The organism is Pseudomonas sp. HP_12, assembly GCF_055283955.1.
This window is the reverse complement of record NZ_JBTOQG010000011.1, coordinates 23,150-46,049: the sequence shown is the minus strand read 5'-3', so window position 1 is coordinate 46,049 and position 22,900 is coordinate 23,150. Positions and strand designations below refer to the sequence as shown.

Annotated in this window: 23 protein-coding genes; 14 read left to right on the top strand and 9 right to left on the bottom strand. The window is 61.0% G+C overall.

Annotation, left to right across the window (positions count from 1 at the left end; genetic code table 11):
* Positions 1-85: 85 nt before the first annotated feature.
* The 5 genes from ACYASU_RS09855 to ACYASU_RS09835 form a co-directional block, all read right to left on the bottom strand.
* Positions 86-1,780 carry a multidrug ABC transporter permease/ATP-binding protein gene (locus ACYASU_RS09855; RefSeq protein ID WP_463582674.1) on the bottom strand — a complete coding sequence of 565 codons (1,695 nt, stop codon included), beginning with the start codon at positions 1,778-1,780 and terminating at the stop codon, positions 86-88.
* A 45-nt stretch (positions 1,781-1,825) separates the two neighbouring features.
* Entirely contained in the window at positions 1,826-2,377 is a 552-nt protein-coding gene (locus tag ACYASU_RS09850) for a sigma-70 family RNA polymerase sigma factor (RefSeq protein ID WP_463582673.1), read from the bottom strand.
* A 147-nt stretch (positions 2,378-2,524) separates the two neighbouring features.
* A complete protein-coding gene (nudK, locus tag ACYASU_RS09845) occupies positions 2,525-3,103 on the bottom strand; it encodes a GDP-mannose pyrophosphatase NudK (protein ID WP_108119691.1) in 579 nt (192 codons plus the stop codon).
* A gap of 587 nt (positions 3,104-3,690) precedes the next feature.
* A complete protein-coding gene (locus tag ACYASU_RS09840) occupies positions 3,691-4,617 on the bottom strand; it encodes a Gfo/Idh/MocA family protein (protein WP_463582672.1) in 927 nt (308 codons plus the stop codon).
* Between the two features lie 66 nt (positions 4,618-4,683).
* Positions 4,684-5,871 (bottom strand): XylR family transcriptional regulator, encoded by a 1,188-nt coding sequence (locus tag ACYASU_RS09835; RefSeq protein WP_463582671.1) that lies wholly within the window; start codon positions 5,869-5,871, stop codon positions 4,684-4,686.
* Positions 5,872-6,061: 190 nt separating this feature from the next.
* On the opposite strand from ACYASU_RS09835, the gene xylA reads away from it, so the two are divergent.
* The 4 genes from xylA (at position 6,062) to ACYASU_RS09815 (ending at position 11,560) form a co-directional block, all read left to right on the top strand.
* Positions 6,062-7,378 (top strand): xylose isomerase, encoded by a 1,317-nt coding sequence (gene xylA / locus ACYASU_RS09830; RefSeq protein WP_463582699.1) that lies wholly within the window; start codon positions 6,062-6,064, stop codon positions 7,376-7,378.
* A 327-nt stretch (positions 7,379-7,705) separates the two neighbouring features.
* Positions 7,706-8,707: a D-xylose ABC transporter substrate-binding protein gene (xylF, locus tag ACYASU_RS09825; protein ID WP_192174283.1), complete on the top strand. Its 1,002-nt coding sequence runs from the start codon at positions 7,706-7,708 to the stop codon at positions 8,705-8,707.
* A gap of 133 nt (positions 8,708-8,840) precedes the next feature.
* Positions 8,841-10,427: a D-xylose ABC transporter ATP-binding protein gene (xylG, locus tag ACYASU_RS09820; RefSeq protein ID WP_463582670.1), complete on the top strand. Its 1,587-nt coding sequence runs from the start codon at positions 8,841-8,843 to the stop codon at positions 10,425-10,427.
* Positions 10,424-11,560, top strand: a complete 1,137-nt coding sequence (locus tag ACYASU_RS09815; protein ID WP_192174285.1) for a sugar ABC transporter permease — start codon at positions 10,424-10,426, stop codon at positions 11,558-11,560. Before xylG ends, ACYASU_RS09815 begins: the two co-directional genes overlap by 4 nt.
* 580 nt (positions 11,561-12,140) lie before the next feature.
* Here the strand turns inward: ACYASU_RS09815 and dusA are convergent.
* Positions 12,141-13,151, bottom strand: coding sequence for a tRNA dihydrouridine(20/20a) synthase DusA (dusA, locus tag ACYASU_RS09810; RefSeq protein WP_463582669.1), 1,011 nt, complete (start codon positions 13,149-13,151; stop codon positions 12,141-12,143).
* 456 nt (positions 13,152-13,607) lie between these two features.
* On the opposite strand from dusA, the gene ACYASU_RS09805 reads away from it, so the two are divergent.
* The 7 genes from ACYASU_RS09805 to tal all read left to right on the top strand — a co-directional run bounded on the left by ACYASU_RS09805 (position 13,608) and on the right by tal (position 18,558).
* Positions 13,608-14,051 (top strand): CsgE family curli-type amyloid fiber assembly protein, encoded by a 444-nt coding sequence (locus ACYASU_RS09805; RefSeq protein ID WP_463582668.1) that lies wholly within the window; start codon positions 13,608-13,610, stop codon positions 14,049-14,051.
* Positions 14,048-14,491, top strand: a complete 444-nt coding sequence (locus ACYASU_RS09800) for a curli assembly protein CsgF (RefSeq protein ID WP_346626437.1) — start codon at positions 14,048-14,050, stop codon at positions 14,489-14,491. The genes ACYASU_RS09805 and ACYASU_RS09800 overlap by 4 nt, the downstream gene beginning before the upstream one ends.
* 60 nt (positions 14,492-14,551) lie before the next feature.
* Positions 14,552-15,535 (top strand): hypothetical protein, encoded by a 984-nt coding sequence (locus ACYASU_RS09795; RefSeq protein ID WP_463582667.1) that lies wholly within the window; start codon positions 14,552-14,554, stop codon positions 15,533-15,535.
* 52 nt (positions 15,536-15,587) lie between these two features.
* On the top strand, positions 15,588-16,490 hold the full coding sequence (locus ACYASU_RS09790; RefSeq protein WP_463582666.1) for a CsgG/HfaB family protein: 903 nt from the start codon (positions 15,588-15,590) through the stop codon (positions 16,488-16,490).
* Positions 16,474-16,983 carry a curlin-associated protein gene (locus ACYASU_RS09785; protein ID WP_463582665.1) on the top strand — a complete coding sequence of 170 codons (510 nt, stop codon included), beginning with the start codon at positions 16,474-16,476 and terminating at the stop codon, positions 16,981-16,983. Before ACYASU_RS09790 ends, ACYASU_RS09785 begins: the two co-directional genes overlap by 17 nt.
* 5 nt (positions 16,984-16,988) lie before the next feature.
* Positions 16,989-17,297 carry a curli-like amyloid fiber formation chaperone CsgH gene (csgH, locus tag ACYASU_RS09780; protein ID WP_463582664.1) on the top strand — a complete coding sequence of 103 codons (309 nt, stop codon included), beginning with the start codon at positions 16,989-16,991 and terminating at the stop codon, positions 17,295-17,297.
* A gap of 334 nt (positions 17,298-17,631) precedes the next feature.
* Positions 17,632-18,558, top strand: coding sequence for a transaldolase (tal, locus tag ACYASU_RS09775; protein WP_369306033.1), 927 nt, complete (start codon positions 17,632-17,634; stop codon positions 18,556-18,558).
* Positions 18,559-18,660: 102 nt separating this feature from the next.
* Here the strand turns inward: tal and rssC are convergent, their stop codons facing one another.
* A complete protein-coding gene (gene rssC, locus ACYASU_RS09770; RefSeq protein WP_037009276.1) occupies positions 18,661-19,143 on the bottom strand; it encodes an anti-sigma factor antagonist RssC in 483 nt (160 codons plus the stop codon).
* Positions 19,143-20,324: a two-component system response regulator RssB gene (gene rssB, locus ACYASU_RS09765; protein ID WP_282372705.1), complete on the bottom strand. Its 1,182-nt coding sequence runs from the start codon at positions 20,322-20,324 to the stop codon at positions 19,143-19,145. The genes rssC and rssB overlap by 1 nt, the downstream gene beginning before the upstream one ends.
* A gap of 264 nt (positions 20,325-20,588) precedes the next feature.
* Between rssB and ACYASU_RS09760 the strand changes: the two genes are divergently transcribed.
* Entirely contained in the window at positions 20,589-20,888 is a 300-nt protein-coding gene (locus ACYASU_RS09760; RefSeq protein ID WP_192174294.1) for a PilZ domain-containing protein, read from the top strand.
* 96 nt (positions 20,889-20,984) lie between these two features.
* Here ACYASU_RS09760 and ACYASU_RS09755 read toward each other — a convergent pair whose 3' ends face one another.
* Complete coding sequence (locus ACYASU_RS09755) at positions 20,985-21,686, bottom strand: MlaA family lipoprotein (protein ID WP_346629665.1); 702 nt, start codon at positions 21,684-21,686, stop codon at positions 20,985-20,987.
* Between the two features lie 201 nt (positions 21,687-21,887).
* Here ACYASU_RS09755 and ACYASU_RS09750 point away from each other — a divergent pair, with 201 nt between their 5' ends.
* Complete coding sequence (locus tag ACYASU_RS09750; protein ID WP_463582663.1) at positions 21,888-22,523, top strand: HAD family phosphatase; 636 nt, start codon at positions 21,888-21,890, stop codon at positions 22,521-22,523.
* A 111-nt stretch (positions 22,524-22,634) separates the two neighbouring features.
* Positions 22,635-22,898: a DUF4404 family protein gene (locus ACYASU_RS09745; RefSeq protein WP_074885178.1), complete on the top strand. Its 264-nt coding sequence runs from the start codon at positions 22,635-22,637 to the stop codon at positions 22,896-22,898.
* Positions 22,899-22,900 lie beyond the last annotated feature (2 nt).

Sequence of the window (22,900 nt, the reverse complement as noted above, 5' to 3'; positions counted from 1 at the left end):
ACGCGCATCAAAAATGTTTAAGACTGATTCTCATTAACATGACGACTGAGGCTGACGACTGTTTAGTCCCGGTCGCCGAAATTTCTTACAACGCCTCGGCTGCCTTTATCTGGTAGGCGGCACCGATCTCCTCCACCGCGTCGCGGCTGGCGTTTTCGCGGCGATCGCCCTGCAGCTCGCTGAGCTGGCCGGACTCCATCTTCACCAGACGGTCGGCGAGGTCGAAGTACTGGTCGTCGTGGCTGATGGCAAACACCGTGACGCCATCCTTTTTGAACATCGGCAGCAGCTCGCGGTAGAAAAAGCGGCGGAACAACGGGTCCTGATCTGCGGCCCATTCGTCCAGCAGGAGAATGTCGCGCTTCTCCAGCAGCGCCAGCATCAGCGCCAGACGCTTGCGCTGCCCCTGGGAGAAGCGCGTGTCGAGTAGATGCCCGTCGGCGAGCTGCACCTTGTGCTTCATGTGCAGTTTTTCCAGCCAGTGCTCGACATCCGCCACGTCAGCGTTCTGCCCGTCGGGACCGAGCAATTGCGCAAACAGGTGGAAGTCGGTGAACACGCTGGCGAACAGCTGACGGTAGGCCAGCCAGTCGTCCGAACCGATGACCTGGCCGTCGATCAGGATCGCCCCCGCCGATGGTCGATACAGGCCACTGAGCAAACGCGCCAGGCTGGATTTGCCGCTGCCGTTGCCGCCCATGAGGAATACGGTTTCGCCCCGGCGCAGGGTCAGGTTCACCGGACCGACATCAAAACCGGGCTCGTCGCCTTGGGGCGCGTAGTGGTATTCGACGTCACGCAGTTCGAGGGTCTGCCAGTGACCGGCGATGTGGCTCGGGGCGACGTCGAAGCTTTCGTGGTGCTCGGCCAGGGCCAGCGACTCGACTTTATCCAGCGCCACGCGCCCGGAGATCTGCGCCGGAATCGCTGCCACCGCCAGCACCAGCGGCGTGCGCATGAACAGCACGGTCAGCGCATAGGTCGCCGCCACTTCCGTCGGCGCCCAGCCCAGGCCGTTGGCCAGGTAGAACGCCAGGCCGATGGTGCCGAGGACCATGATGTTGGCCCAGTTGCTGGCCAGGCCGTGATACCGGTCCGCCAGGGTGAAATGCTCGCGGTAGCGCTGGGCGGCGACGTCGAAGGTTTCTTCGTACAGCCGGCGGGCGCGGTCGCGGTTGAGGGTCAGCTCCTTGCGCCCGTCGATCACGCCTTGATAGCTCTGATAGAGCTTGTCTTCGGACTCACGCAGCGCGCGGATGTGGGCGTTGAGTTTGCCCACCAGCAACCAGCCCACCCCCAGGGTGAACGCCATCCAGCACAGCGTGGTGATGAACAGCGACGGCGACAGCCAGGCCAGATAACTGAACGACGCGACGCTGAGCACCGAGCCGTAGATCAGGTCCGGCAGCTGCACGAAGGCCATGGTCACGGCGCGAATGTCGCTGGACAGGCTGGCGAAGATCTTGGCCCCGCCGATGGATTCGATGCGCTCGATGTTGGTGTCCAGCAGGCGTTTGACCATCACCCGGCGCAGGCCATAAACAAATCGATGGCCCAGCGCGGTCAGCGACAACGACGCACCGGACGCCAGCGCCAGCAGCACGGCGAGCATCAGGCCAAATTGCCACAGCGCGGTGCCGAGGCCTTCGTGGCTGCTGATCATGCGTTGGTTGACGAAGGCAATCACGCCGACGCTCAACAGCCCGCTGCTGACGCTCAGCAGCAGCACCATCGCAAGCGGCCAGCGGTATTGCTGGAAGACCAGACGAACTAATTTCATGAATGACTCCGGGCAGTGAAAACGAAAGACATGACGCGGCGATGCCTAGAGCTCGCCGAGCCGCGCGCGGCAGTGAGACAGGGTGTCGCGCAGGAGGAAATTGACCATGGTCGGCGAGGTGCCGATGACCTTGGCCACGTCGCGCTGGGTGTAGCCCTCGATCTGGCTGAGGTTGAAGACGATGCGCATGCGCTTGGGCAGTTCGTTGAGCGCGCCGACCAATTGACCGAGGGACTCGCGACCGGCCAGCACGCGCTCCGGGGACACCTCGAAACGGATCTGCTCTTGCTGCTCGGCTTCGGCGCCGTGGTTGCGTTCGAGACGCTGGCGGCGAAGACGGTCAATCGACAGATTGCGCACGACGCGAAACATGTAGCGCGCAGGTTCCGCGGACGCGAGGTCGCTTTCGAGCATCTTCACGAAAGCGTCCTGGACCACGTCTTCGGCGCGGGCGCGACAGCCGAGGAATTTTGCCGCCAGGCGCAGCAGTGCCTCGCGGTGGGTGTTGTAGGTGCCCATCAGCGCCTCGAGGCGCGGGTCTCTCGCGCCACGGGTGGCGCCAACACAAGGTGAGCCAAGCCGGGTGGGCTGGCTCATTGCAGGGCGAAAATCCATCTTGTTCGACATCCCTGGTAACAAAGGAACGCGAAGGATAACGCAAACGATTCTCATTGCAACGTAAGAAAGTTTACCGATGGGTGAAACTTTTTCGTCGCGCTTCGAGTCGTTCTGGCCCTGCCGTCTTCATTTCATCAGGCGCAGCTCCAGGTATTGCAGGAGCATGATGGTCTTGCCGTCGTTGATTTCGCCGCTTTCCACCATGGCGATGGCCCGCTCGAAATCCAGCTCCAGGACTTCGATGTCTTCGCCCTCCTCTTCCAGCCCGCCGCCATCGCTGACCCGATCATCGGGCTGATATTCGCCGATGAAAAAGTGAATGCGCTCGGTCACCGAACCCGGGCTCATGAAGGCGTCGAAGATCTTCTTCACCGAACGCACGACGTAGCCGGTTTCTTCTTCGGCTTCGAGGCGAATGCGCTCTTCGGGACTGGCGTTGTCCAGCAACCCTGCTGCCGCTTCGATCAAATATCCATCGTGGCCGTTGACGAAGGCCGGCATGCGGAACTGCCGGGTCAGCACCACGGTGCGGCGTTCGAGGTTGTACAACAGAATCGTCGCGCCATTGCCCCGGTCGTAGACCTCGCGGGTCTGCGACTGCCAACTGCCGTCACGGCGTTGCAGTTCAAAGCTGTACTTCTTGAGCACGTACCAGTTGTCGGAGAGGAGTTGTTCGTCGGTGATGCGGATGGGGGTGGAAGGCATGGTGGTCCTTATGGGTAGGGGGTGGTTGGATTGGGCTTGGGCGGCTACCGAGGATTAAGCAATGACGCAAACCTTGTGGGAGCAAGCTTGCTCGCGAAGGGGCCGGTACATCCGCCACATCTCCAGCGGCTGGAATGCCATCTTCGTGAGCAAGCTCACTCCCACAAGGGCAGCGTTTGCCTTGCGAAAGCAGCGCGTCAGAAAGATGGGCTCTGCTCAATCATGACCACACCAGAGATGTATCAGTTGCCGCAAATCCTGTGGGAGCGAGCTTGCTCGCGAAAAGTGGCGCAGCTGCAAGGGCATCTCTCTGAAAAACCCCGAACTATTATTTCCATCGATTGCCAACATAGGCACGAACGCCGTTCTGTTTGCCCGTGCAAATCCGGATGATGGCGGCACTGATTAACCAGACAAGGATTTGCCCGCAATGTCCATCAACATGACCATTCTGTTGACCCTGATCGTTTCGTTCTCAATCGCTCTGGCCGGCGTGGTGCATATCTGATCTGACGCTGGCCGCACAAGCGCAGTCAGCGCCGAAGCCCGATCCAGCACACCAGACCGGGCCATCGATCGTCACTTGTTTATTCGTGAAAAGCCGCCACCGTCTCCTTGCTGCCGACAAAAAAGCTGTCGGCGACGATGCGCAGCGGTTGCAAGTCCAGATCGCTTTTGCCCGCGTCGATCAGCCGCGCGAAGTGCCCGTACATGGCCGGGTATTCGCCCTCCTCCGACACGGTCTGCGCCACGCCGTCGATGCTGACCTGCGCGCCGCCGGCGTCCAGGCGCATGACGCCGTCGTTGCAGTGCAGCTCAATGCTCCACTGCTCGTTGACGCTGTGATCGAAATCCAGTTCGGCGATCACCCGCACCTCCTCGCCGGAACGCATCTGCAGCGACGCCGCAATCGGCGACTGGCAGTTGCTCGGCACGCTCAGGTTGGCCGACTCGACGAACAGCGCATGGGGCAGCAATTCGGTGACGATCGACAGCGCGTTGATCCCCGGATCGAACACCCCCAGCCCGCCCGCCTGCCAGATCCACGCCTGACCCGGGTGCCATTTGCGCACCTGCTCTTTCCAGTCAATCCGCACCTGCTTGAGGGTCTTGCCCTCCAGCCATTGCGCCGCATTGCTCACGCCCGGGGCGAAGCGTGAATGCCAGGCAAACAGGCCGCTGACGCCCGCGGCATTGACCTCGTCGATCAGGGCGAGCGCTTCGCCCAGGGTCGAGCACGGCGGTTTTTCCACCAGCACGTGTTTGCCGGCCTTCAGCGCCTCTTCAACCAGCGCAAAACGCCCCTGAGGCGGCGTGCAAAAGGCGATGGCGTCCACTGCCGGACCTTCTGCCAGCAGCTCAGCCAGCGAGCTGAAATTGGGCACGCCCGGACAGTGCTGACCCAGCGTCGCCACGGCCACCAGCTCAAAGCGGTCACTGGCGTGGATCGCCGGCACGTGCTGGTCCTGGGCGATCTTGCCGTAACCCACCAGCCCTAAACGAATCGGATGCATCGATGACTCCTGTGATGTTGTCGTTGTTATGACAGACGCGCCCCAAACGAAGCGCCCTAAAGCAAATCAATGAATCGGTGCTGCCTCGCCCTGCTGATATTCGCGGGGGGTGCAGCCGAACTCCCGGCGGAACACCGTGTGCAGGTATTGCGCGGATTTGAAGCCACAGTTTTGCGCGATGTCGGCGATGGCTGAGTCACCGTCTTTCAGACCTGACGCGGCGGCCGTGAGTTTGAAGCTCAATATCTCGTCATGCACGCTGCAGCCGCGTTCCTTGCGAAAGTGCGATTCCAGGGAAGAACGGGAAATGCCCACGTAGCCCGCGACCTGGGCGGTCTTGATGCCCTGGCACGCGTACTGGCGAATGAAGTGCAGCGCCTGCATCACATACGGATTGCCCAGCGGCTGATGCAGGCTGGAGGCCTGAACGTTGATGGCCTCGGGCGGCACCAGAATCTGGCTCGCGGTCGAGGGCATGCCGTGGAGCATCTGGTGCAGCAACTGCGCCGCCGTGCGCCCCATCAGTTGAGTCCCCTGAGTGACCGAACTGAGCGGCACCCGCGTCAGGGTGCGGGTCAGCGGGTCGTTGTCGATGCCGATCAGCGCCACCTGCTCGGGCACCGCAATGCCCGCCGTCAGGCACGCCTGCAGCAACTGCCGCGCGCGGGCGTCGCTGACGGCGATGATGCCGATGGGTTTGGGCAGGCTTTGCAGCCAGGTGATCTGCTGTTCCACGGCGCTGTCCCACAATGGCGCGCTGGTGCTCAGGCCGCGATAGACCTCACCGTGCAAACCGTCGCGCTGCAACAGCCGGCGGAAGGCTTTTTCACGCTCCTGGGCCCAGCGATTGCTTTGCGCTTCCGGCAGGCTGAAACAGGCGAAGCGTGTCAGGCCAGCCTCGATCAGGTGTTCGTAGGCCAGCTTGATCAGGGCGAAGTTGTCGGTGGCGACGTAGGGAATGTGTTTCGGATAGGCCCGCTTGTCCTCGTAGGAACCGCCCACCGCCACCACCGGCACCGTGCTTCCGGCCAGGGCCTCGCCGATCAGCGGATCGTCGAAGTCAGCAATGATGCCATCGCCCTGCCAGCGCTCGATGCCCTTCAGGCGGCAGAGAAAGTCCTCTTCCAGAAACAGATCCCAGGTCGCGCGGGTGCTGCTCAGATAATTGCCGATGCCGGTGATGATGCCGCGGTCATAGATCTTGCCGCCGTTGAACAACAGCGCGATACGGTGAGTGGGCGGGACGGTTTTCATTATTGTTCCCCGGGCCTGTGAAGCGAGTCGGCACAGACTAGGCCTGCACCGGGGGAATCTCAATACTCAAAATCGAACAGCGGGTTGGTGATTTTCGCAATCGGCGCGGACGGGGCCGTTGCTAGTATCGGGAGCAGCCAAGAACAAAACCATGAAGACCGCCGTCAACAAAAACAATAAGGAAACCCCGATGCCCTGCTTCCCCGATGTCGACACCATTCGCTACGAAGGTCCCGGCAGCGAGTCGCCCCTCGCCTTCCGCCATTACGACGCCAACAAGATCATCCTCGGCAAGCCCATGCGCGAACACCTGCGCATGGCCGCCTGCTACTGGCACACCTTCGTCTGGCCGGGCGCCGACATGTTCGGCGTCGGCACCTTCAAGCGTCCGTGGGTCAAGCCGGGGGACGCCATGGACCTGGCGCGTTCGAAGGCCGATGCGGCGTTCGAATTCTTTTCAAAACTGGGCATCGACTATTACAGCTTCCACGACACCGACGTCGCACCCGAAGGCGCGAGCCTGAAAGAGTACAGCCACAACTTCGCGCAGATGGTCGACGAGCTCGAACGCCATCAGGAGCAGAGCGGCATTCAGCTGCTGTGGGGCACCGCCAACTGCTTCAGCAACCCGCGCTTCGCCGCCGGCGCCGCCAGCAACCCCGACCCGGAAGTGTTCGCCTTCGCCGCCGCCCAGGTGTTCAGCGCGATGAACGCCACCCATCGGCTCAAGGGCTCGAACTACGTGCTGTGGGGCGGCCGTGAGGGTTACGAGACACTGCTCAACACCGACCTTGCGCGCGAACGCGAGCAACTGGGCCGCTTCATGCGCATGGTGGTCGAGCACAAACACAAGATCGGCTTTACCGGCGACCTGTTGATTGAGCCCAAACCCCAGGAGCCGACCAAGCACCAATACGATTACGACACGGCCACGGTGTTCGGCTTTCTGCAACAGTTCGGTCTGGAGAAAGAGATCAAGGTCAATATCGAGGCCAACCACGCCACCCTCGCCGGGCACAGTTTTCATCATGAAATCGCCACGGCGGCGTCCCTTGGCATCTTCGGCAGCATCGACGCCAACCGGGGCGATCCGCAGAACGGTTGGGACACCGACCAGTTTCCCAACAGCGTCGAAGAGCTGACCCTGGCCACCTACGAGATCCTCAAGGCCGGCGGGTTCAAGAACGGCGGCTATAACTTCGATTCCAAAGTGCGCCGGCAGAGCCTAGACGAAATCGACCTGTTCTACGGCCACGTCGCCGCCATGGACGTGCTTGCGCTGTCGCTGGAACGGGCGGCGGCGATGATTCAGGACGATAAGCTGCAGGCGTTCAAGGACCAGCGCTATGCCGGCTGGGACCAGCCGTTCGGGCGCGCCGTGCTGTCGGGGGATTTCAGTCTGGATGCACTGGCGCAACATGCCATGGACAACGAACTCAACCCGCAGGCCGTGAGCGGTCGCCAGGAAATGCTCGAAGGCGTGGTGAACCGGTTTATTTATCCCTGACAACAGGCGCCCGCGATCTGCTGGATGGATGCTATGTCTTTCGTAGGACCGGCTTCAGCCGGGAAGAGGCCAGTGGTGGCACCCTCACATTTGCAGTGTGACGACTGACGCATTCCCGGCTAAAGCCGGTCCTACAGTCGAGGTCATCGCCAATGCCGTTGGATGGACGCGATGGGTGAGCAGGACCGGCATCAGAGGGGAATTACGTTGGTTACATTCTCACGACAATTCCCCGCTCGCGGCGCACAACCAGTATCTACAGTTTCACCGGAAAACCCGTACACGCTCGGACAGTGTCTCTAAACAAAAATAACAGGACGCACCCCCATGAAGAGTTTCAAGACCACCCTGCTCGCCAGTGCCCTGGCCCTGCTCAGCCTGCCCGTCATGGCCGATTCGGCCCATCCGAAAATCGGCTTTTCCATCGATGACCTGCGCCTCGAACGCTGGGCCCGGGACCGCGACTACTTCGTCGCAGCGGCAGAAAAAATGGACGCCAAGGTGTACGTCCAGTCCGCTGATGCCAACGAAGGCAAACAGATCTCCCAGATCGAAAACCTGATTTCCCGGGGCGTCGATGTCATCGTCATCGTACCGTTCAACGCCACCGTGCTGACCAACGCCGTCGCCGAAGCCAAGAAGGCCGGCATCAAGGTGGTGTCCTACGACCGGCTGATCCTCAACGCCGACATCGACGCCTACATCTCATTCGATAACGAAAAAGTCGGTGAAATGCAGGCGACCGGCGTGCTCAAGGCGGCCCCGAAAGGCAATTACTTCCTGCTCGGCGGCGCGCCCACCGACAACAACGCCAAGGTCCTGCGCGAAGGCCAGATGAAAGTGCTGCAGCCGGCCATCGACAAGGGCGACATCAAGATTGTCGGTCAGCAGTGGGTCAAGGAGTGGAACCCGACCGAAGCCCTGAGCATCGTCGAAAACGCCCTGACCAAAAACAGCAACAAGATCGACGGCATCGTCGCCTCCAACGACGCCACCGCCGGCGGCGCGATTCAGGCCCTCGCCGCGCAGAAACTGGCCGGCAAAGTGCCGATCTCCGGCCAGGACGCCGACCTGGCAGCGGTCAAGCGCGTGATCGACGGCACCCAGACCATGACCGTCTACAAACCGCTGAAACTGATCGCCTCGGAAGCGGCGAAACTGTCGGTGCAACTGGCGCGCAACGAGAAGCCTACGTACAGCTCGCAGTACGACAACGGCGCGAAGAAGGTTGACACCATCCTCCTGACCCCGACGCCGTTGACCAAGGACAACATCGATCTGCTGGAGAAGGACGGGTTCTACACCAAGGATCAGATCGCGGGTAAGTAGGGCATCAAGCTGAACAGGCCTGATTCGCCGCATTAATGCCAAGCCCTGTGGGACCGACGTGATTCGGTGCCACGGGGTTTTGCGCAAACCGGCCGAGCTGCACCCGTCTTCTGCTTCTGCGCGAGATCCCGCAATGTCCGATTACCTGCTGCAAATGAACGGCATCGTCAAATCCTTCGGCGGCGTCAAGGCGCTCAACGGCATCGACATCAAGGTGCGGGCCGGCGAATGCGTCGGCCTGTGCGGCGAGAACGGCGCCGGCAAATCGACGCTGATGAAGGTCCTCTCGGCGGTCTATCCCCACGGCACCTGGGAGGGTGAAATCCTCTGGGACGGCCAGCCGCTGAAGGCGCAATCCATCAGCGAAACCGAGGCCGCCGGGATCGTCATCATTCACCAGGAACTCACCCTCGTCCCCGACCTGTCGGTGGCAGAAAACATCTTCATGGGCCACGAACTGACCCTGCCGGGCGGGCGCATGAATTACCCGGCGATGATCCACCGCGCCGAAGCCTTGATGCGCGAACTGAAAGTGCCGGACATGAACGTCGCCCTGCCGGTCTCGCAATACGGCGGCGGGTATCAGCAACTGGTGGAGATCGCCAAGGCGCTGAACAAACAGGCGCGCCTGCTGATTCTCGACGAACCCTCTTCGGCCCTGACCCGCTCGGAAATCGAGGTCCTGCTCGACATCATTCGCGAGCTCAAAGCCAAGGGCGTCGCCTGCGTCTACATCTCCCACAAGCTCGATGAAGTCGCCGCCGTCTGCGACACCATCTCGGTGATCCGCGACGGCAAGCACATCGCGACCACGGCCATGGCCGACATGGACATCCCGAAGATCATCACGCAGATGGTCGGCCGCGAGATGAGCAACCTCTACCCCACCGAACCCCACAGCGTCGGTGAGGTGATTTTCGAGGCGCGCCACGTCACTTGCTACGACGTCGACAACCCCAAACGCAAGCGCGTGGACGACATCTCGTTCGTGCTCAGGCGCGGGGAAATCCTCGGCATCGCCGGGCTGGTCGGCGCCGGGCGCACCGAACTGGTGTCGGCGCTGTTCGGCGCCTACCCGGGGCGCTACACCGGCGAAGTGTGGCTGGACGGCAAACCCATCGACACGCGCACGCCGCTCAAATCAATCCGCGCGGGCCTGTGCATGGTGCCGGAGGACCGCAAGCGTCAGGGCATCATTCCGGACCTGGGCGTGGGCCAGAACATCACGCTCGCCGTGCTCGATAGCTTCGCCCACCTGACCCGGATCGATGCCGAGGCCGAATTGGGCAGCATCGGCAAGGAGATCGCGCGCATGCACCTGAAGACCGCGAGCCCGTTCCTGCCGATCACCAGCCTGTCCGGCGGCAATCAGCAAAAAGCCGTGCTGGCGAAGATGCTGCTGACGAAGCCGCGGGTGCTGATTCTCGACGAGCCCACCCGCGGCGTGGACGTTGGCGCCAAGTACGAGATCTACAAACTGATGGGCGCGCTGGCGGCCAGCGGCGTGTCGATCATCATGGTGTCGTCGGAGCTGGCCGAGGTGCTGGGCGTCTCAGACCGGGTGCTGGTGATCGGCGACGGCCAGCTGCGCGGCGACTTCATCAATCAGGGCCTGACCCAAGAACAGGTGCTCGCGGCCGCGCTCAGCCAATCCGGCGACACTGCGTACAACAAAAACAATAACGACCGGCCCGATGCTGTGGGAGACACGCGTCAATGAATCAGCTCAAGCAACTGTTCACCCGCTACAAAATGCTCGCGCTGGTGATCGCCATCGCGGTGATCTGGCTGTTCTTTAGTTGGCAAACCGACGGGGGTTTTCTGACGCCGCGCAACCTGTCCAATCTGCTGCGGCAGATGTCGATCACCGGGATTCTCGCCTGCGGCATGGTGCTGGTGATCATCAGCGGCGAGATCGATCTGTCGGTGGGTTCGCTGCTCGGCTTGCTCGGCGGCGTGGCGGCCATTCTCGACGTGGTCTACCACGTCCCGCTGCCGCTGAACCTGTGCATCGTCGCCGGATGCGGACTGTTGATCGGCCTCGCCAACGGCTGCATGACCGCGTACCTGCGCATCCCTTCATTCATCGTCGGCCTGGGCGGCATGCTGGCGTTTCGCGGGATTCTGCTGGGGATCACCGGCGGCACCACCATCGCGCCGGTGTCGCCGGAACTGGTCTACATCGGCCAGGGTTATCTGCCGCCGCTGGTGGGGATCGTGCTCGGCGTGCTGCTCTTCGCGCTGACGCTGTTCCTGACCTGGCGCCAGCGCAGCAACCGCGCGTTGCACGGGCTGGCCGCGCATTCGCTGGCACGGGATGTGGTGCGGGTCGTGGCGATCGGTGCCGTGCTGGCAGGCTTCGTCTACACGCTGAACAGCTATGACGGGATTCCGGTGCCGGTTCTGCTGCTGTTGGTCCTGCTTGGGGTGTTCAGCTACATCACGAGCCAGACTGTGTTCGGCCGGCGGATCTATTCGGTGGGCAGCAACATGGAAGCCACGCGCCTCTCCGGGATCAACGTGCAGGCGGTGAAGTTGTGGATCTTCGGCATCATGGGCGTCATGTGCGCCCTCGCCGGCCTGGTCAACACCGCCCGCCTGGCCGCCGGTTCGCCGTCGGCGGGCAACATGGGTGAACTCGACGCCATCGCCGCCTGCTTCATCGGCGGCACCTCCATGCGCGGCGGCTCGGGCACCGTCTACGGCGCCCTGCTCGGTGCCCTCGTCATCACCAGCCTCGACAACGGCATGTCCATGCTCGACGTCGACAGTTACTGGCAGATGATCGTCAAGGGCAGCATTCTGGTGCTGGCGGTGTGGGTGGATGTGAGTACGCGGGCGGGACGGCGGTGAGGGTGGATCCGGTCAGGCCGCGGCATTTTCAGCGCTTGGCAGACCGCCTTCGCGAGCAAGGTGGAGCGCCACCCCGGTCGCTCCCACAGAGTGGTGATTCGGCTAGGGATTTTCCGGTTGTTGCAAAAACTGTGGGAGTGAGCTTGCTCGCGAAGAGGCCGGTACAGCCGCCGCATTTTCAGCGCTTGAAATACCGCATCCGCGAGCAAGGTGGAGCGCCACCCCGGTCGCTCCCACAGAGTGGTGATTCGGCTAGGGATTTTCCGGTTGTTGCAAAACCTGTGGGAGTGAGCTTGCTCGCGAAGAGGTCGGTACAGCCGCCGCATTTTCTAGCGCCTGAAATACAGCCTTCGCGAGCAAGCTCGCTCCCACAGGGAGGTTCGGAAACGACTCAATACCTGCGTCGGATACAAAACCTGTAGGAGTGAGCTTGCTCGCGAAGAGGCCGGTACAGCCGCCGCATTTTCAGCGCTTGAAATACCGCATTCGCGAGCAAAGTGGAGCGCCACCCCGGTCGCTCCCACACAAGGATTTCGCGCGAAGCCAATATGCGAGCCCGGCGCTGGAAGCAGTAGCTCACTCACCGCCCCTCCAGCAACTCCCCCGCCCGATCCAGCAACCCCAGCGGGTCGTCCGTCTTGTGAATGTCCACCGAGAGCATCTGCCGAAACTTGCGCGCCCCGGGGAAGCCGGTGCCCAGACCCAGCACATGGCGGGTGATGTGGTGCATCGAGCCACCGTCGCGAAGGTGCGCCTCCACATAGGGGCGGAGCAGCGCCAGGGCTTCGGCGCGAGTGATCTGCGGGGCATCGCTGCCAAACAGTTCGCGGTCCACGCCTGCCAGCAGGTACGGGTTGTGATATGCCTCGCGGCCGAGCATCACGCCGTCGAAGGTGGTCAGGTGTTCCTGGCACTGCTCCAGGGTTTTGATGCCGCCGTTGAGGATGATCTCCAGCTCGGGAAAGTCCTGCTTAAGCTGCGCGGCGACGTCGTAGCGCAGCGGCGGGATGTCACGGTTTTCCTTCGGCGACAGGCCTTCAAGAATGGCGATGCGGGCATGCACGGTGAAGCTGGTGCAGCCGGCATCGCGCACGGTGCCGACGAACTCACACAGCTGCTCGTAGCTGTCGCGTCCGTTGATGCCGATGCGGTGCTTGACCGTCACCGGAATCGTCACCGCGTCGCGCATGGCTTTGACGCAATCGGCGACCAACTGCGGATGCCCCATCAACACTGCGCCGATCATGTTGTTCTGCACGCGATCGCTCGGGCAGCCGACGTTGAGATTGACTTCGTCGTAGCCCGCCGCCTGTGCCAGCCGCGCACTGGCGGCGAGGTCGGCCGGGTTGCTGCCACCCAGTTGCAATGCCAGCGGATGCTCCGTTTCGTCGTGGCGCAAGAAGCGCTCGGTGTCGCCGTGCAGCAACGCGCCGGTGGTGACCATCTCGGTATAGAGCAGCGCATGCTTCGACAGCAGACGCAGGAAAAAACGGCAGTGACGATCCGTCCAGTCCATCATCGGGGCCACGGAAAAACGCCGTGACGGCTCGGACGGCAGGCGGTCGGTGCGGGGGTCTGTGATAGGCAGCATGGGAGCAATAAGCAGGTCGGTCGAAGAGGACGCGCATTCTAACAGCTCGCACGCCCGGCTGAAGCTGATCCTGCCGAAAACACGCCCCTTGCAGGACCGGCCTCACCCGGGACTTGCATAAGCCGGTGGTGAAAAAAACGTTTAACAACTAACTCGACAACACGCAGTCATAACCTGAACTCACTTTCCAAACATTAGCAAGCTAACAACCTCCCGTTTAAGCACCCCCCCCATTAATTCTCAATAGACGCTATTTTAATAAGTCCGCTTCCTGGCAGATAATTTGACGCCATTGATTCGCACCCCTCTTGCGCCACCGCCTTTTAAAAAAACTTATTTAAATAAGTACGGAAGTTGACGCCAACAAAATAAATGAACTTTATTTTAATTAACCACTGGCAAAGTATTTTTATTGAGATATAACAAGTAACAACCTGTACCCAAGATCGTACAAACATGACAACTCTTAACGCTATCGGCCTATGGCTGCTGCCACTGTGCGCCGCAACTACGGTGTTTGCTCAGCCCAGCGTGAATACGTCCGCGACGGTCGAACAACACCGGACGCTTAACCACCGTGATGTCGGCGGCATTGTGATCGGGCAGACCATGACCCTGGCAGGTCGGACGTTTTATGACAGTTTTGCAAACACCTGGCGGGAAAAAGATGAAGCGGAAACATTCACTGTGACCATCACCGAACGCCCTACTGCGCGTTTAGGCAGTCAGGTATTCGTGGATTATGGCAATCGCCGCTTGTTTCAAATGTTCCTGCCGCCCAACCGCACGCTTATTCCGGCCATTGCAGCCGATGCGGCCGGCCAGGTGTACCAGGCCATTCTTGATTATCAATTGGCACAATTCTTTGGCGACCCGGACATGGGACGAGACGAGCTATGAAAGCACTCACTATTAATCGCAGTTTGGTGGTTGTCGCCAGCCTCGCCTTGATGGCCGGCATCTGTTCAGGCGTTCAGGCCAGCGAGTTGGCGTATGTGCCGAACAACCCCTCGTTTGGCGGCAATCCGCTGAACGGCCCGGTGCTGCTAAACCAAGCCCAGGCGCAAAACCATTACGTCGAGAAGTCTTCATCGTCGGGCGCTTCCGGGCAGACCGCGCTGACCCAGTTCAACAGCATGTTGCAGAGTGCGATTCTGAGCCGGGTGTCGTCGGCAGTGACGTCCAGCATCGTCGGTGCCAACGGCCAACTGGTGCCAGGCACCGTCGAAACCACCGACTTCCGCATCGCAATTACCAATCTGCAAGGCGGCCTGTTGCAAATCGTCACGACCGACAAGAACACCGGCCAGACCACCCAGTTTCAAGTGAATCAACCGTAACATCCGTCGCATCCGCTACCCCGCAACAACCCACTACAACATTGAATAAGGAAGATCATCATGCAAGCACGCAAGTCTTTACTGTCTCTGGCCATCCTGTTTGCTGTCTCCGGTGCGGCCATGGCCGACTCAAGCACCGTCAACACCACCCAGGCAGGTTCTGACAACGGACTGAACGTCGAGCAGCGCGGCGCCACCCAGTCCACTGTCACCGTTAATCAGAACGGCGGCCGTAACACCGCAGGCGCTATCAACCAGACGGCCACTTACAGCAACCTGACGATCAATCAGACCGGCTACTACAACCTCACCAGCGCCAAACAGGCCGGGAACAACAATACGGGCTCGATCACCCAGAACGGTGGTGGCCCTCAACCGCAGATCGCGAGCCTGGATCAGTCCGGTGGTTACAGCAAAGCGACCATCGATCAACAGTCCAGCTACAGCACCAGCGCCTCCATCACCCAGGGCGGCGGCAACAACAACACCGCCAGCACTTCACAAATCGGCAACAGCACTCGCGTCGGCACGACTGTCTCCCAAGCCGGCAGCTACAACCTGGCGAGCGTCTCGCAGCAGAGCAACAACAACACCGTCACCAGCAGTCTCACCCAGGCGGGCAACGGCAATACCGGAATTGTTTCGCAACGGCATAACTCCCAGCAGGTGTCCGCCACCCTGCAACAGAACGGCAACAACAACCTCGGCTCGATCCAGCAGAACGACACCCTCGTCACCACCGCCAATGCTCAACAGCGCGGCGACTTCAACACGCTTTCCGTTTCGCAGAACGGCGCTTTGCTGAAAGCCGACGTCCAGCAGAACGGCAACAACAACTACGCGTCCAGCACCCAGACCGGCCTCAACAACGAAGAAGCCCTGCTGCAGACCGGCAACAACAACCGCGCTGTCGTGAGCCAGACCGGCACGGGCACTTATCAGTCCGTCAACCTCGTCGGCCTGACCCAAACAGGCAACAACATGGTCGCCAACGTCAGCCAGACCGGCGGCAGCGGCAACAGGGCAACGATCTACCAACACTAAGATGATGTACCCCGCCAGGGTCTGGCGGGGTTTTCTTGCGGGAAGAAAAACAATGCGCGTCCGCCCCCTCATGTTCATGTTCACTGCCGTCATACTGCTTGCCGGCTGCACCACGTCCCGGCCTGCTGCGACCATTTCCCCGGCCACGCTGTCGCCTGCGACCCAGAGCCTGCGTGACCTGACCCATCTGCCGGCACCCGCCGGACCGATCAGCGTCGCGGTGTACGGCCTGCGCGACCAGACCGGGCAATACAAACCGTCCCCCGACAGCTCGTTTTCCACCTCGGTGACCCAGGGCGCCGCGTCGTTGCTGATCAGCGCCCTGCGCGACTCACGCTGGTTCAAGCCGGTGGAGCGCGAGAATCTTCAGGACCTGCTCACCGAGCGCAAGATCATCCGCGCGCTGGAACAGCCCCAGGATCAGGCCCAGGTGCAACTGCCTGCCCTGCGACCGGCGAACATGATCATCGAAGGCGCCATCGTCGCCTACGAAAGCAACGTGCGCACCGGCGGCATCGGTGTTCGCTATCTGGGTGTCGGGCCGTCGGAGCTTTACCGCCAGGATCAGGTGACCGTCAACCTGAGGGCGGTGGACATCCGCACCGGAGACATCATCCAGAGCATCACCACCACCAAGACCATCTTCTCGATTCAGGTCGATTTCGGCATCTTCCGCTTCGTCTCCCTCAAGCACCTGCTGGAGGTCGAGACCGGGGTGTCGCGCAACGAACCGGTGCAGCAATGCGTGCGCGAAGCCATCGAAACGGCACTGATCCACATGATTGCCCAGGGTGCCCGTGACGGCAGTTGGAACCTGAAAAACCCCGCTGACCTGAACAAGCCGCTGCTGCAGGGCTATCTGCAGAGCTACGACGAACAGATGACCACCTTGCCGCTGGCTGATGCGGAGAAGGACATCGTTGCCACAGGAGATAAGAATGGAACGCAACGCTAAAGGATTCGGCCGGTTCGCAGCGGCACTGCTGCTCACCGGCTCGCTCGCCCAAGCGCAGGATCTGGTGCGCGAAGCACGCTACGCGGACATCACCATCGGCAACAGCGTCGCCACCATTTTGCAGATCGGCGCCTATAACAATGCGCGCGTCGACCAAAGCGGGGCCCGACAGAATCAGGCCGTGAGTCAGACCGGCAGTCGCAACCAGGCGGTGGTCAACCAAAGTGGCGTGAACAACGGCATCACCGCGCAGCAGAACGGCACGGCGAACACCGCGCAGGTCAGTCAGTCGGGCAACAACAACCAGACCGGCGTGACGCAGCACGGCACCGACAACGCCGCGAGCGTGGTGCAGATCGGCGCCTACAATCAGGCCTTCGTCGGGCAGTACGGTCAGGCCAACCAAGCCAGCGTCACCCAGGCCGGATTCGGCGGCGCCGTCTCCATCAAGCAGTTCGGCGACAACATGAACGCCAGCGCGACCCAACGGTGACCTCGATGATGGACTTCACGCAGTTGGTGGTGACGGTTGACGCCCAGCGCAGCGGTTCGACGGTGGTGATCCGCCCGCACCTGGAAAATCCTGCGCCGCTGACGCTGCAGTACCGAATGACCGTCAGGCAGACCAGCGCGCAAGGCACGTCGGCCATCAACCAGCAGGGCGATCTGCAGAACGGCATCGCGGCGAACAGCGTGAGCCTCACCCTGCCGGCCGAGGCGACGTGTCAGGTTCATCTGGAAGTCTTCGACCGGACGACCCTGATCAAAGCGGTGGACAGCGATTGCGGCGAGACACCCGCTCGCTGATTCAGACCGCGGCAGGTTTGGGAGGATCAGCCGGTCAGCGCACCCTGCCAGTCCCTGACCGTTGGCGGATTAGATGCCAGGCGCCGGGAACATCCCGGGCGGTCCGGGCTCCAACCAGTCTGGATCGAGTATCCGCCCTCCTCGGGAACCGACAGACCATGACCCCGCGCCGCCCTTTGTAAAAAGCTCGCATCGCCCGGATCATGGCTGACGCGCAGGCAGGCCGTTTGCGCAAACGCAGGCGTCTAAACCGGCGTGTCTGTCGCGGTTTACGCCCTTGAGTGACCGGCGGCGCTCGGGTAATGTCAGCACAACCACAGGACAGAGCACGCTCATGACTTCCAAGCTGGAACAACTCAAGCAATTCACCACCGTCGTGGCCGACACCGGCGATTTCGCTGCCATCGAAAAACTCAAGCCCGTCGACGCCACCACCAACCCTTCCCTCTTGCTCAAGGCTGCTTCCAGCGAGAGCAACAGCGACCGGTTGAAAGAAGCGTTTGCCGGCAGCAACAACGATATCAACGTCGCCAGCGACCGTTTCGCCGTCGCCATTGGCCGCGAGATTCTGAAAGTGGTCCCGGGCCGCGTTTCTACCGAAGTGGACGCACGCCTGTCGTTCGACACCCAGGCCTGCATCGAACGCGCCGACCGCATCGTCGGTTTGTACGAAGATTTCGGTATCGGTCGCGACCGCATCCTGATCAAGCTGGCGTCGACCTGGGAAGGCATCAAGGCCGCTGAGGTGCTGGAAAAGAAAGGCATTCAGTGCAACCTGACCCTGCTGTTCTCTTTCGCTCAGGCCCAGGCCTGTGCCGACGCCGGCGTGTTCCTGATCTCGCCATTCGTAGGTCGCATCTACGACTGGTACAAGAAAGCGGAAGGCAAAGACTACGTCGGTGCAGAAGATCCGGGCGTGCAGTCGGTGACCCGCATCTACAACTACTACAAGGCCAACGACTACAAGACCGTGGTCATGGGCGCCAGCTTCCGTAACCTCAGCCAGATCGAAGAACTGGCCGGCTGCGACCGTCTGACCATCAGCCCTGACCTGCTGCAGAAGCTGGCAGAAGACAATGGCACGCTGGTGCAGAAACTCAAGCCGGGCAATGGCGGCGAGCCACGCGTGACCCTCAACGAAAGCCAGTTCCGCTGGGCTTCCAACGAAGACGCCATGGCCACCGAGAAACTGGCCGAAGGCATTCGTCAGTTCGCCCGTGACCAGGTGGCACTGGAAAAGATGCTGTCGGCCAAAGCCTGACGCGTCAGGCACGTAAAAAGGGCGGCACCTGTGAGGGTGCCGCCCTTTTTTATTGCCTCGGTTCAGGACTGGGGCTTGTTACTGATCTTGCTGATGGCGTTGCTACTGGTGTTCGAGGGCGTTGACCAGATCACGGAAGGCTTCGCGGTTCGAATCGTTCAAGCCCATGAGAATCTTGTGGGCCTCCAGTACCTTGGCCTTGACCACGTCTTCGCACTGATCCTGGCTCGGCAGGTCGCTCAAGGCCTCAGGACGCGGAATCGGCCGACCGACGATGTTGAACACCTGATCGAAGCCCATGGACTGCAACAGGCGCGTGATGTCTTCGTGGGTGGTCACGACTGTCGGCAACAACCCGGCCTTCTGGCGCGAGAGGATCGACAGCTTGGCCAGCAGACCGAGGGTCGTGCTATCGATGCTGCGGGTTTCGGTCAGATCGATGACCACCGTCGAAAAGTTCATCGAGGTGAAGATCCGCTCAATTGTCGCATCCAACGCCGAGCACAGTGTCAGACGCACTTCACCCACAAACTTGAGGACGAATGTGCCATCTTGCTCGGCGAACTGGATTCTACCGGTACTCATTAAAGGTTCCTGCTCAACACTAACAAGGCGATATCATCCGGCATCTCCCCTAGAGTGGCCAATCCAAACGTCTGGCGCAGACCATCCAGGCTGCCCCCCGCCGCCTTGACCAGTTCGGGCAAGTTGGCTTCTTTCTCTTTGAGTGTATCACCTGGCAGAAGGTCCAGAATGCCATCGGACAGTAGCGTCAGACTAAAGGACTCAGGCAGATCGATGACGTGATCCGTGTAAGTCGCTTCGTTGAACAGCCCGACGGGCAGACCTCGGCCCTCAAGATAATGCGTGTCGCCCGGGGTGTAGAACACCGGCAGCGGCAGATGACCGCCGACGCTGTAGGTCAATTGCCCGGTTTCCTCGTCGATCACGCCGCCCACCATCGTCACGTGCTTGCCCAGCTTGCAGCTGATCAGCCCGCGATTGATGTGGCCAAGCACGTCGGACGGCTTGAACTCCGGCAGACTGCCGCCGCGCTTGGACTCGAACAGCAGGCGCGTGGTCATGAACTTCAACAGCACGGTGATGAACGCTGACGATGCGCCATGGCCGGACACGTCCGCCAGATAGAACGCGACACGTCGCTCATCGACCCGAAAATAATCCACGAAATCGCCCGACAGGTACAGCGACGGAATGATCTCATGTTCGAATTCGAACGCGTCGATGGCCCAGGGGCTGGTGGGCAGCATGTTCATCTGCACCTGACGGCCTGCGTCCTGGTCTTCCTGCAGCAAATGCAGACTGGCCTCGAGCTCGCGGTTGGCGGTCTCCAGCTTCTGTCGGTATTCCTGGTTTTCGTGAAGCAGGCGCGCCCGATCCAGCGCGCGTCGGACAGAGTGCTCCAGCACGGCGAGGTCTTCGAGGGGTTTGATCAGGTAATCGGCAGCGCCAAGGCGCAGTGCTTCGACGGCATCGCTCATGACGCCCGCGCCAGACACCACGATGACCGGCGTTTCCGGCGCGAGGCTGGTGACCTGACGAATCAGTTCGAGACCGCCCACCTGCGGCATGCGCAGATCGCAGATCAGCAGATCGGGCTTTTCCTGCTCGAAAGTCTGTAGACCCTGCAGGCCATTACCGGCTTGCAGAACGCTGAACCCGCTGTCTTCCAAATAGGCTGCGAGACTCGCGCGCACTACTTCGTCGTCATCGATGATCAGCAGCGTGGCACTGGTTTTTTGCATGTGGGCAAACGGCGCCAGATTAGGTTGGCGTAGGCGGCTGGTTGCAGTCAGCCCGCGTACTGGATTCGCTTCTAGCCTCTCTGGCTCAGGTAGCGGACTTTTGGTCAAACGCTTCACATGACAGAGCTGCCCTTCAAGGCGCAGACGGTACTCCCATCCGCCTGGCGTTTCAAGCGGGCCCCGCTGCCGAGCGGTGTCTTTACATCGCAAATCGCCCGGAGTTATAAGAACCCTTAAATCAGCAATCAAAACAAAGGATGTGCCATGGGCCAGCTCGATCGCGATTACGAAGAAAAACGGGATTACATTCGCATGCGGGTCGATGCGGACATCAACCTGATCTACGCCGGCCAGATTATCCCGGCGGTTTGCGTGGATCTCTCCAGCTCCGGCATGCAAATACAGGCGCCCCGCTCATTCCAGGTGGGCGACAAGATCAGCGTGAGCATTGATTCCGAGCACGCCGCGCTCAAGGGCCTGGAGGCCGATACCGAGGTGGTGTGGATCGCCGACATCGACGGCGGCGAGCAGAAACTGGGGCTGACGATTCTGGCGATGAAGTGACGGCAGCCCGGAACTCCGTCACATTTTCGAAAAAAAGCGAAAATAAAAAGGCGACCCTCGGGTCGCCTTTTTAGCATCGTTTTGCAGACCGCTGGATCAGAAGTCGTCGACGACCTTGCCGTCTTTGACCTTGAACTCGCGGTTCTGCAGGTAAGCGTTGCGGATGAAGATGTACTTGTCGCCATTGATCAGCTTTTCAGCCGACAGCAGGCTGGCGCGGGTATCGACCAGGCTTACGCCCAGCGCGGTGTTGCGCGTCGGCACGTGATCGATGTAGCGCCATGGCTGGGTGTAGGTGTCCGGGTATTTGGCGAACGCGTCACGCACGGTACTTGGACCGAACAGCGGCAGCATCACGAACGGGCCGCTGGCAACGCCCCAATGACCGAGGGTCTGGCCGAAGTCTTCGTCGTTGCGCTGCAGGCCCATCTTGGTGCCCACGTCGAAGAAGCCGAGCAGACCAAAGGTGGTGTTGAAGATCAGGCGGGCGGTGTCGACGCCGGCGGCTTCAGGTTTGGCCTGGAGCACATCGTTGGCAAAGTTGGTCACTTCGCCGACGTTTTTGAACATGTTGTGGATGCCGTCTTCGAGGAACTGCGGCGTGATGAACTCATAGCCTTGGGCAATGGGTTTCAGCGCGTAGGTGTCGACGGTGTCGTTGAAACGGAAAATCGCACGATTGACGCCTTCCCACGGATCTTCGTCTGCCGCATTTGCAGCCATCGGCGCCACGGCCAGGCTGGCCCACACGCACGTTCGAATCAGACGATTGATAAAGCCAGCACCGTTCTCGGGCATAGCTGAGACTCCCAGTCAAAGTAATCAAGCGGGCGCTACGCCCCAAACCAAAGGCGAGAGTATAAAGCGTTCTGTGACTATTTACGTCGCTGAAATGGTCGCGGTTTTGTAGGGCAATAAACATCTGCCGCCACTGTCATCGTTCGGTCATCGGTTTGTCATGGCAATCCCTTAGCGTCATCGGCTTTGAGAGGGAATGCCATGCTCGCCCCAGTCGCCGTCGCTGCACCGTCGTTCACCGCTGTGTTGTTCGGATTGAGCGGTTGCCTCGTCGACTTCGGCGCACAGGCGCGCACGCTGCTCGGCAGTGATGGCAAGTCTCTTGTCTCGCAGGACGCCCAGCCATTCGCAACGCTCGCGCCCGGTGCGATCAACGCGTTGAAGCATCTGAAGCAGCTCGGCATTCCCTGCGCCTGGATCGATGAATACCCCTCCTCTATCACCGACCAACTGGCTGCGCCACTCGGCACTCTGGTTCTCCCTACCCTCACTCCCACCAGCCGCTGGCCCGCGCCTGATGCGTGCTGGCAGGCGCTGATGACCCTCGGCGTCAGGCAACTGGACGGTTGCGTGCTGGTCAGCGGCGATCCGCGTCTGCTCATGGCCGGGATCAACGCAGGACTCTGGACGGTCGGGCTGGCGTCCTGCGGGCCGCTGTGCGGTTTGTCACCCGAGCAATGGGAGGCGTTGAGTGATCTGGATCGCGAGCGCCGTCGCGGCCGCGCCACCCTTGAGCTGTATGCCGCCGGCGCGCATTCGGTGATCGATCACCTGGGCGAACTGGAGTCGTGTCTGGCGGATATCACGCTGCGCCGGCAGAAATCAGAAAAGCCCTGAGATGACCGGGGCCATGCACAGCGGCCCCGAGTGGATTAGTCTATGACCGTAAAGGACCTTTGCCTGCGCATTGCGGTCCATCGTGAGACTAATCAGATTAAGGAAGACCCCATGTCCGTCAGTGACTTGCAACTACAACTCAACACCTTGCGCGAGCAACTTGAGCAGAATCCGCAGCTGACGCTGGAGGAGCGCGGGAATCTGACCGAGGTCATGGAGCAGATCCAGGCGCAGATCGAACTGGAGACAGTCTCTCAGGACCCGAGTATCTCCGATGGCGTCAACCTGGCGGTCGAGCGGTTTGAAGTCGATCACCCCACCATTGCCGGCACCCTGCGCAATGTATTGGTCACCCTTGGCAGCATGGGGATCTGAAT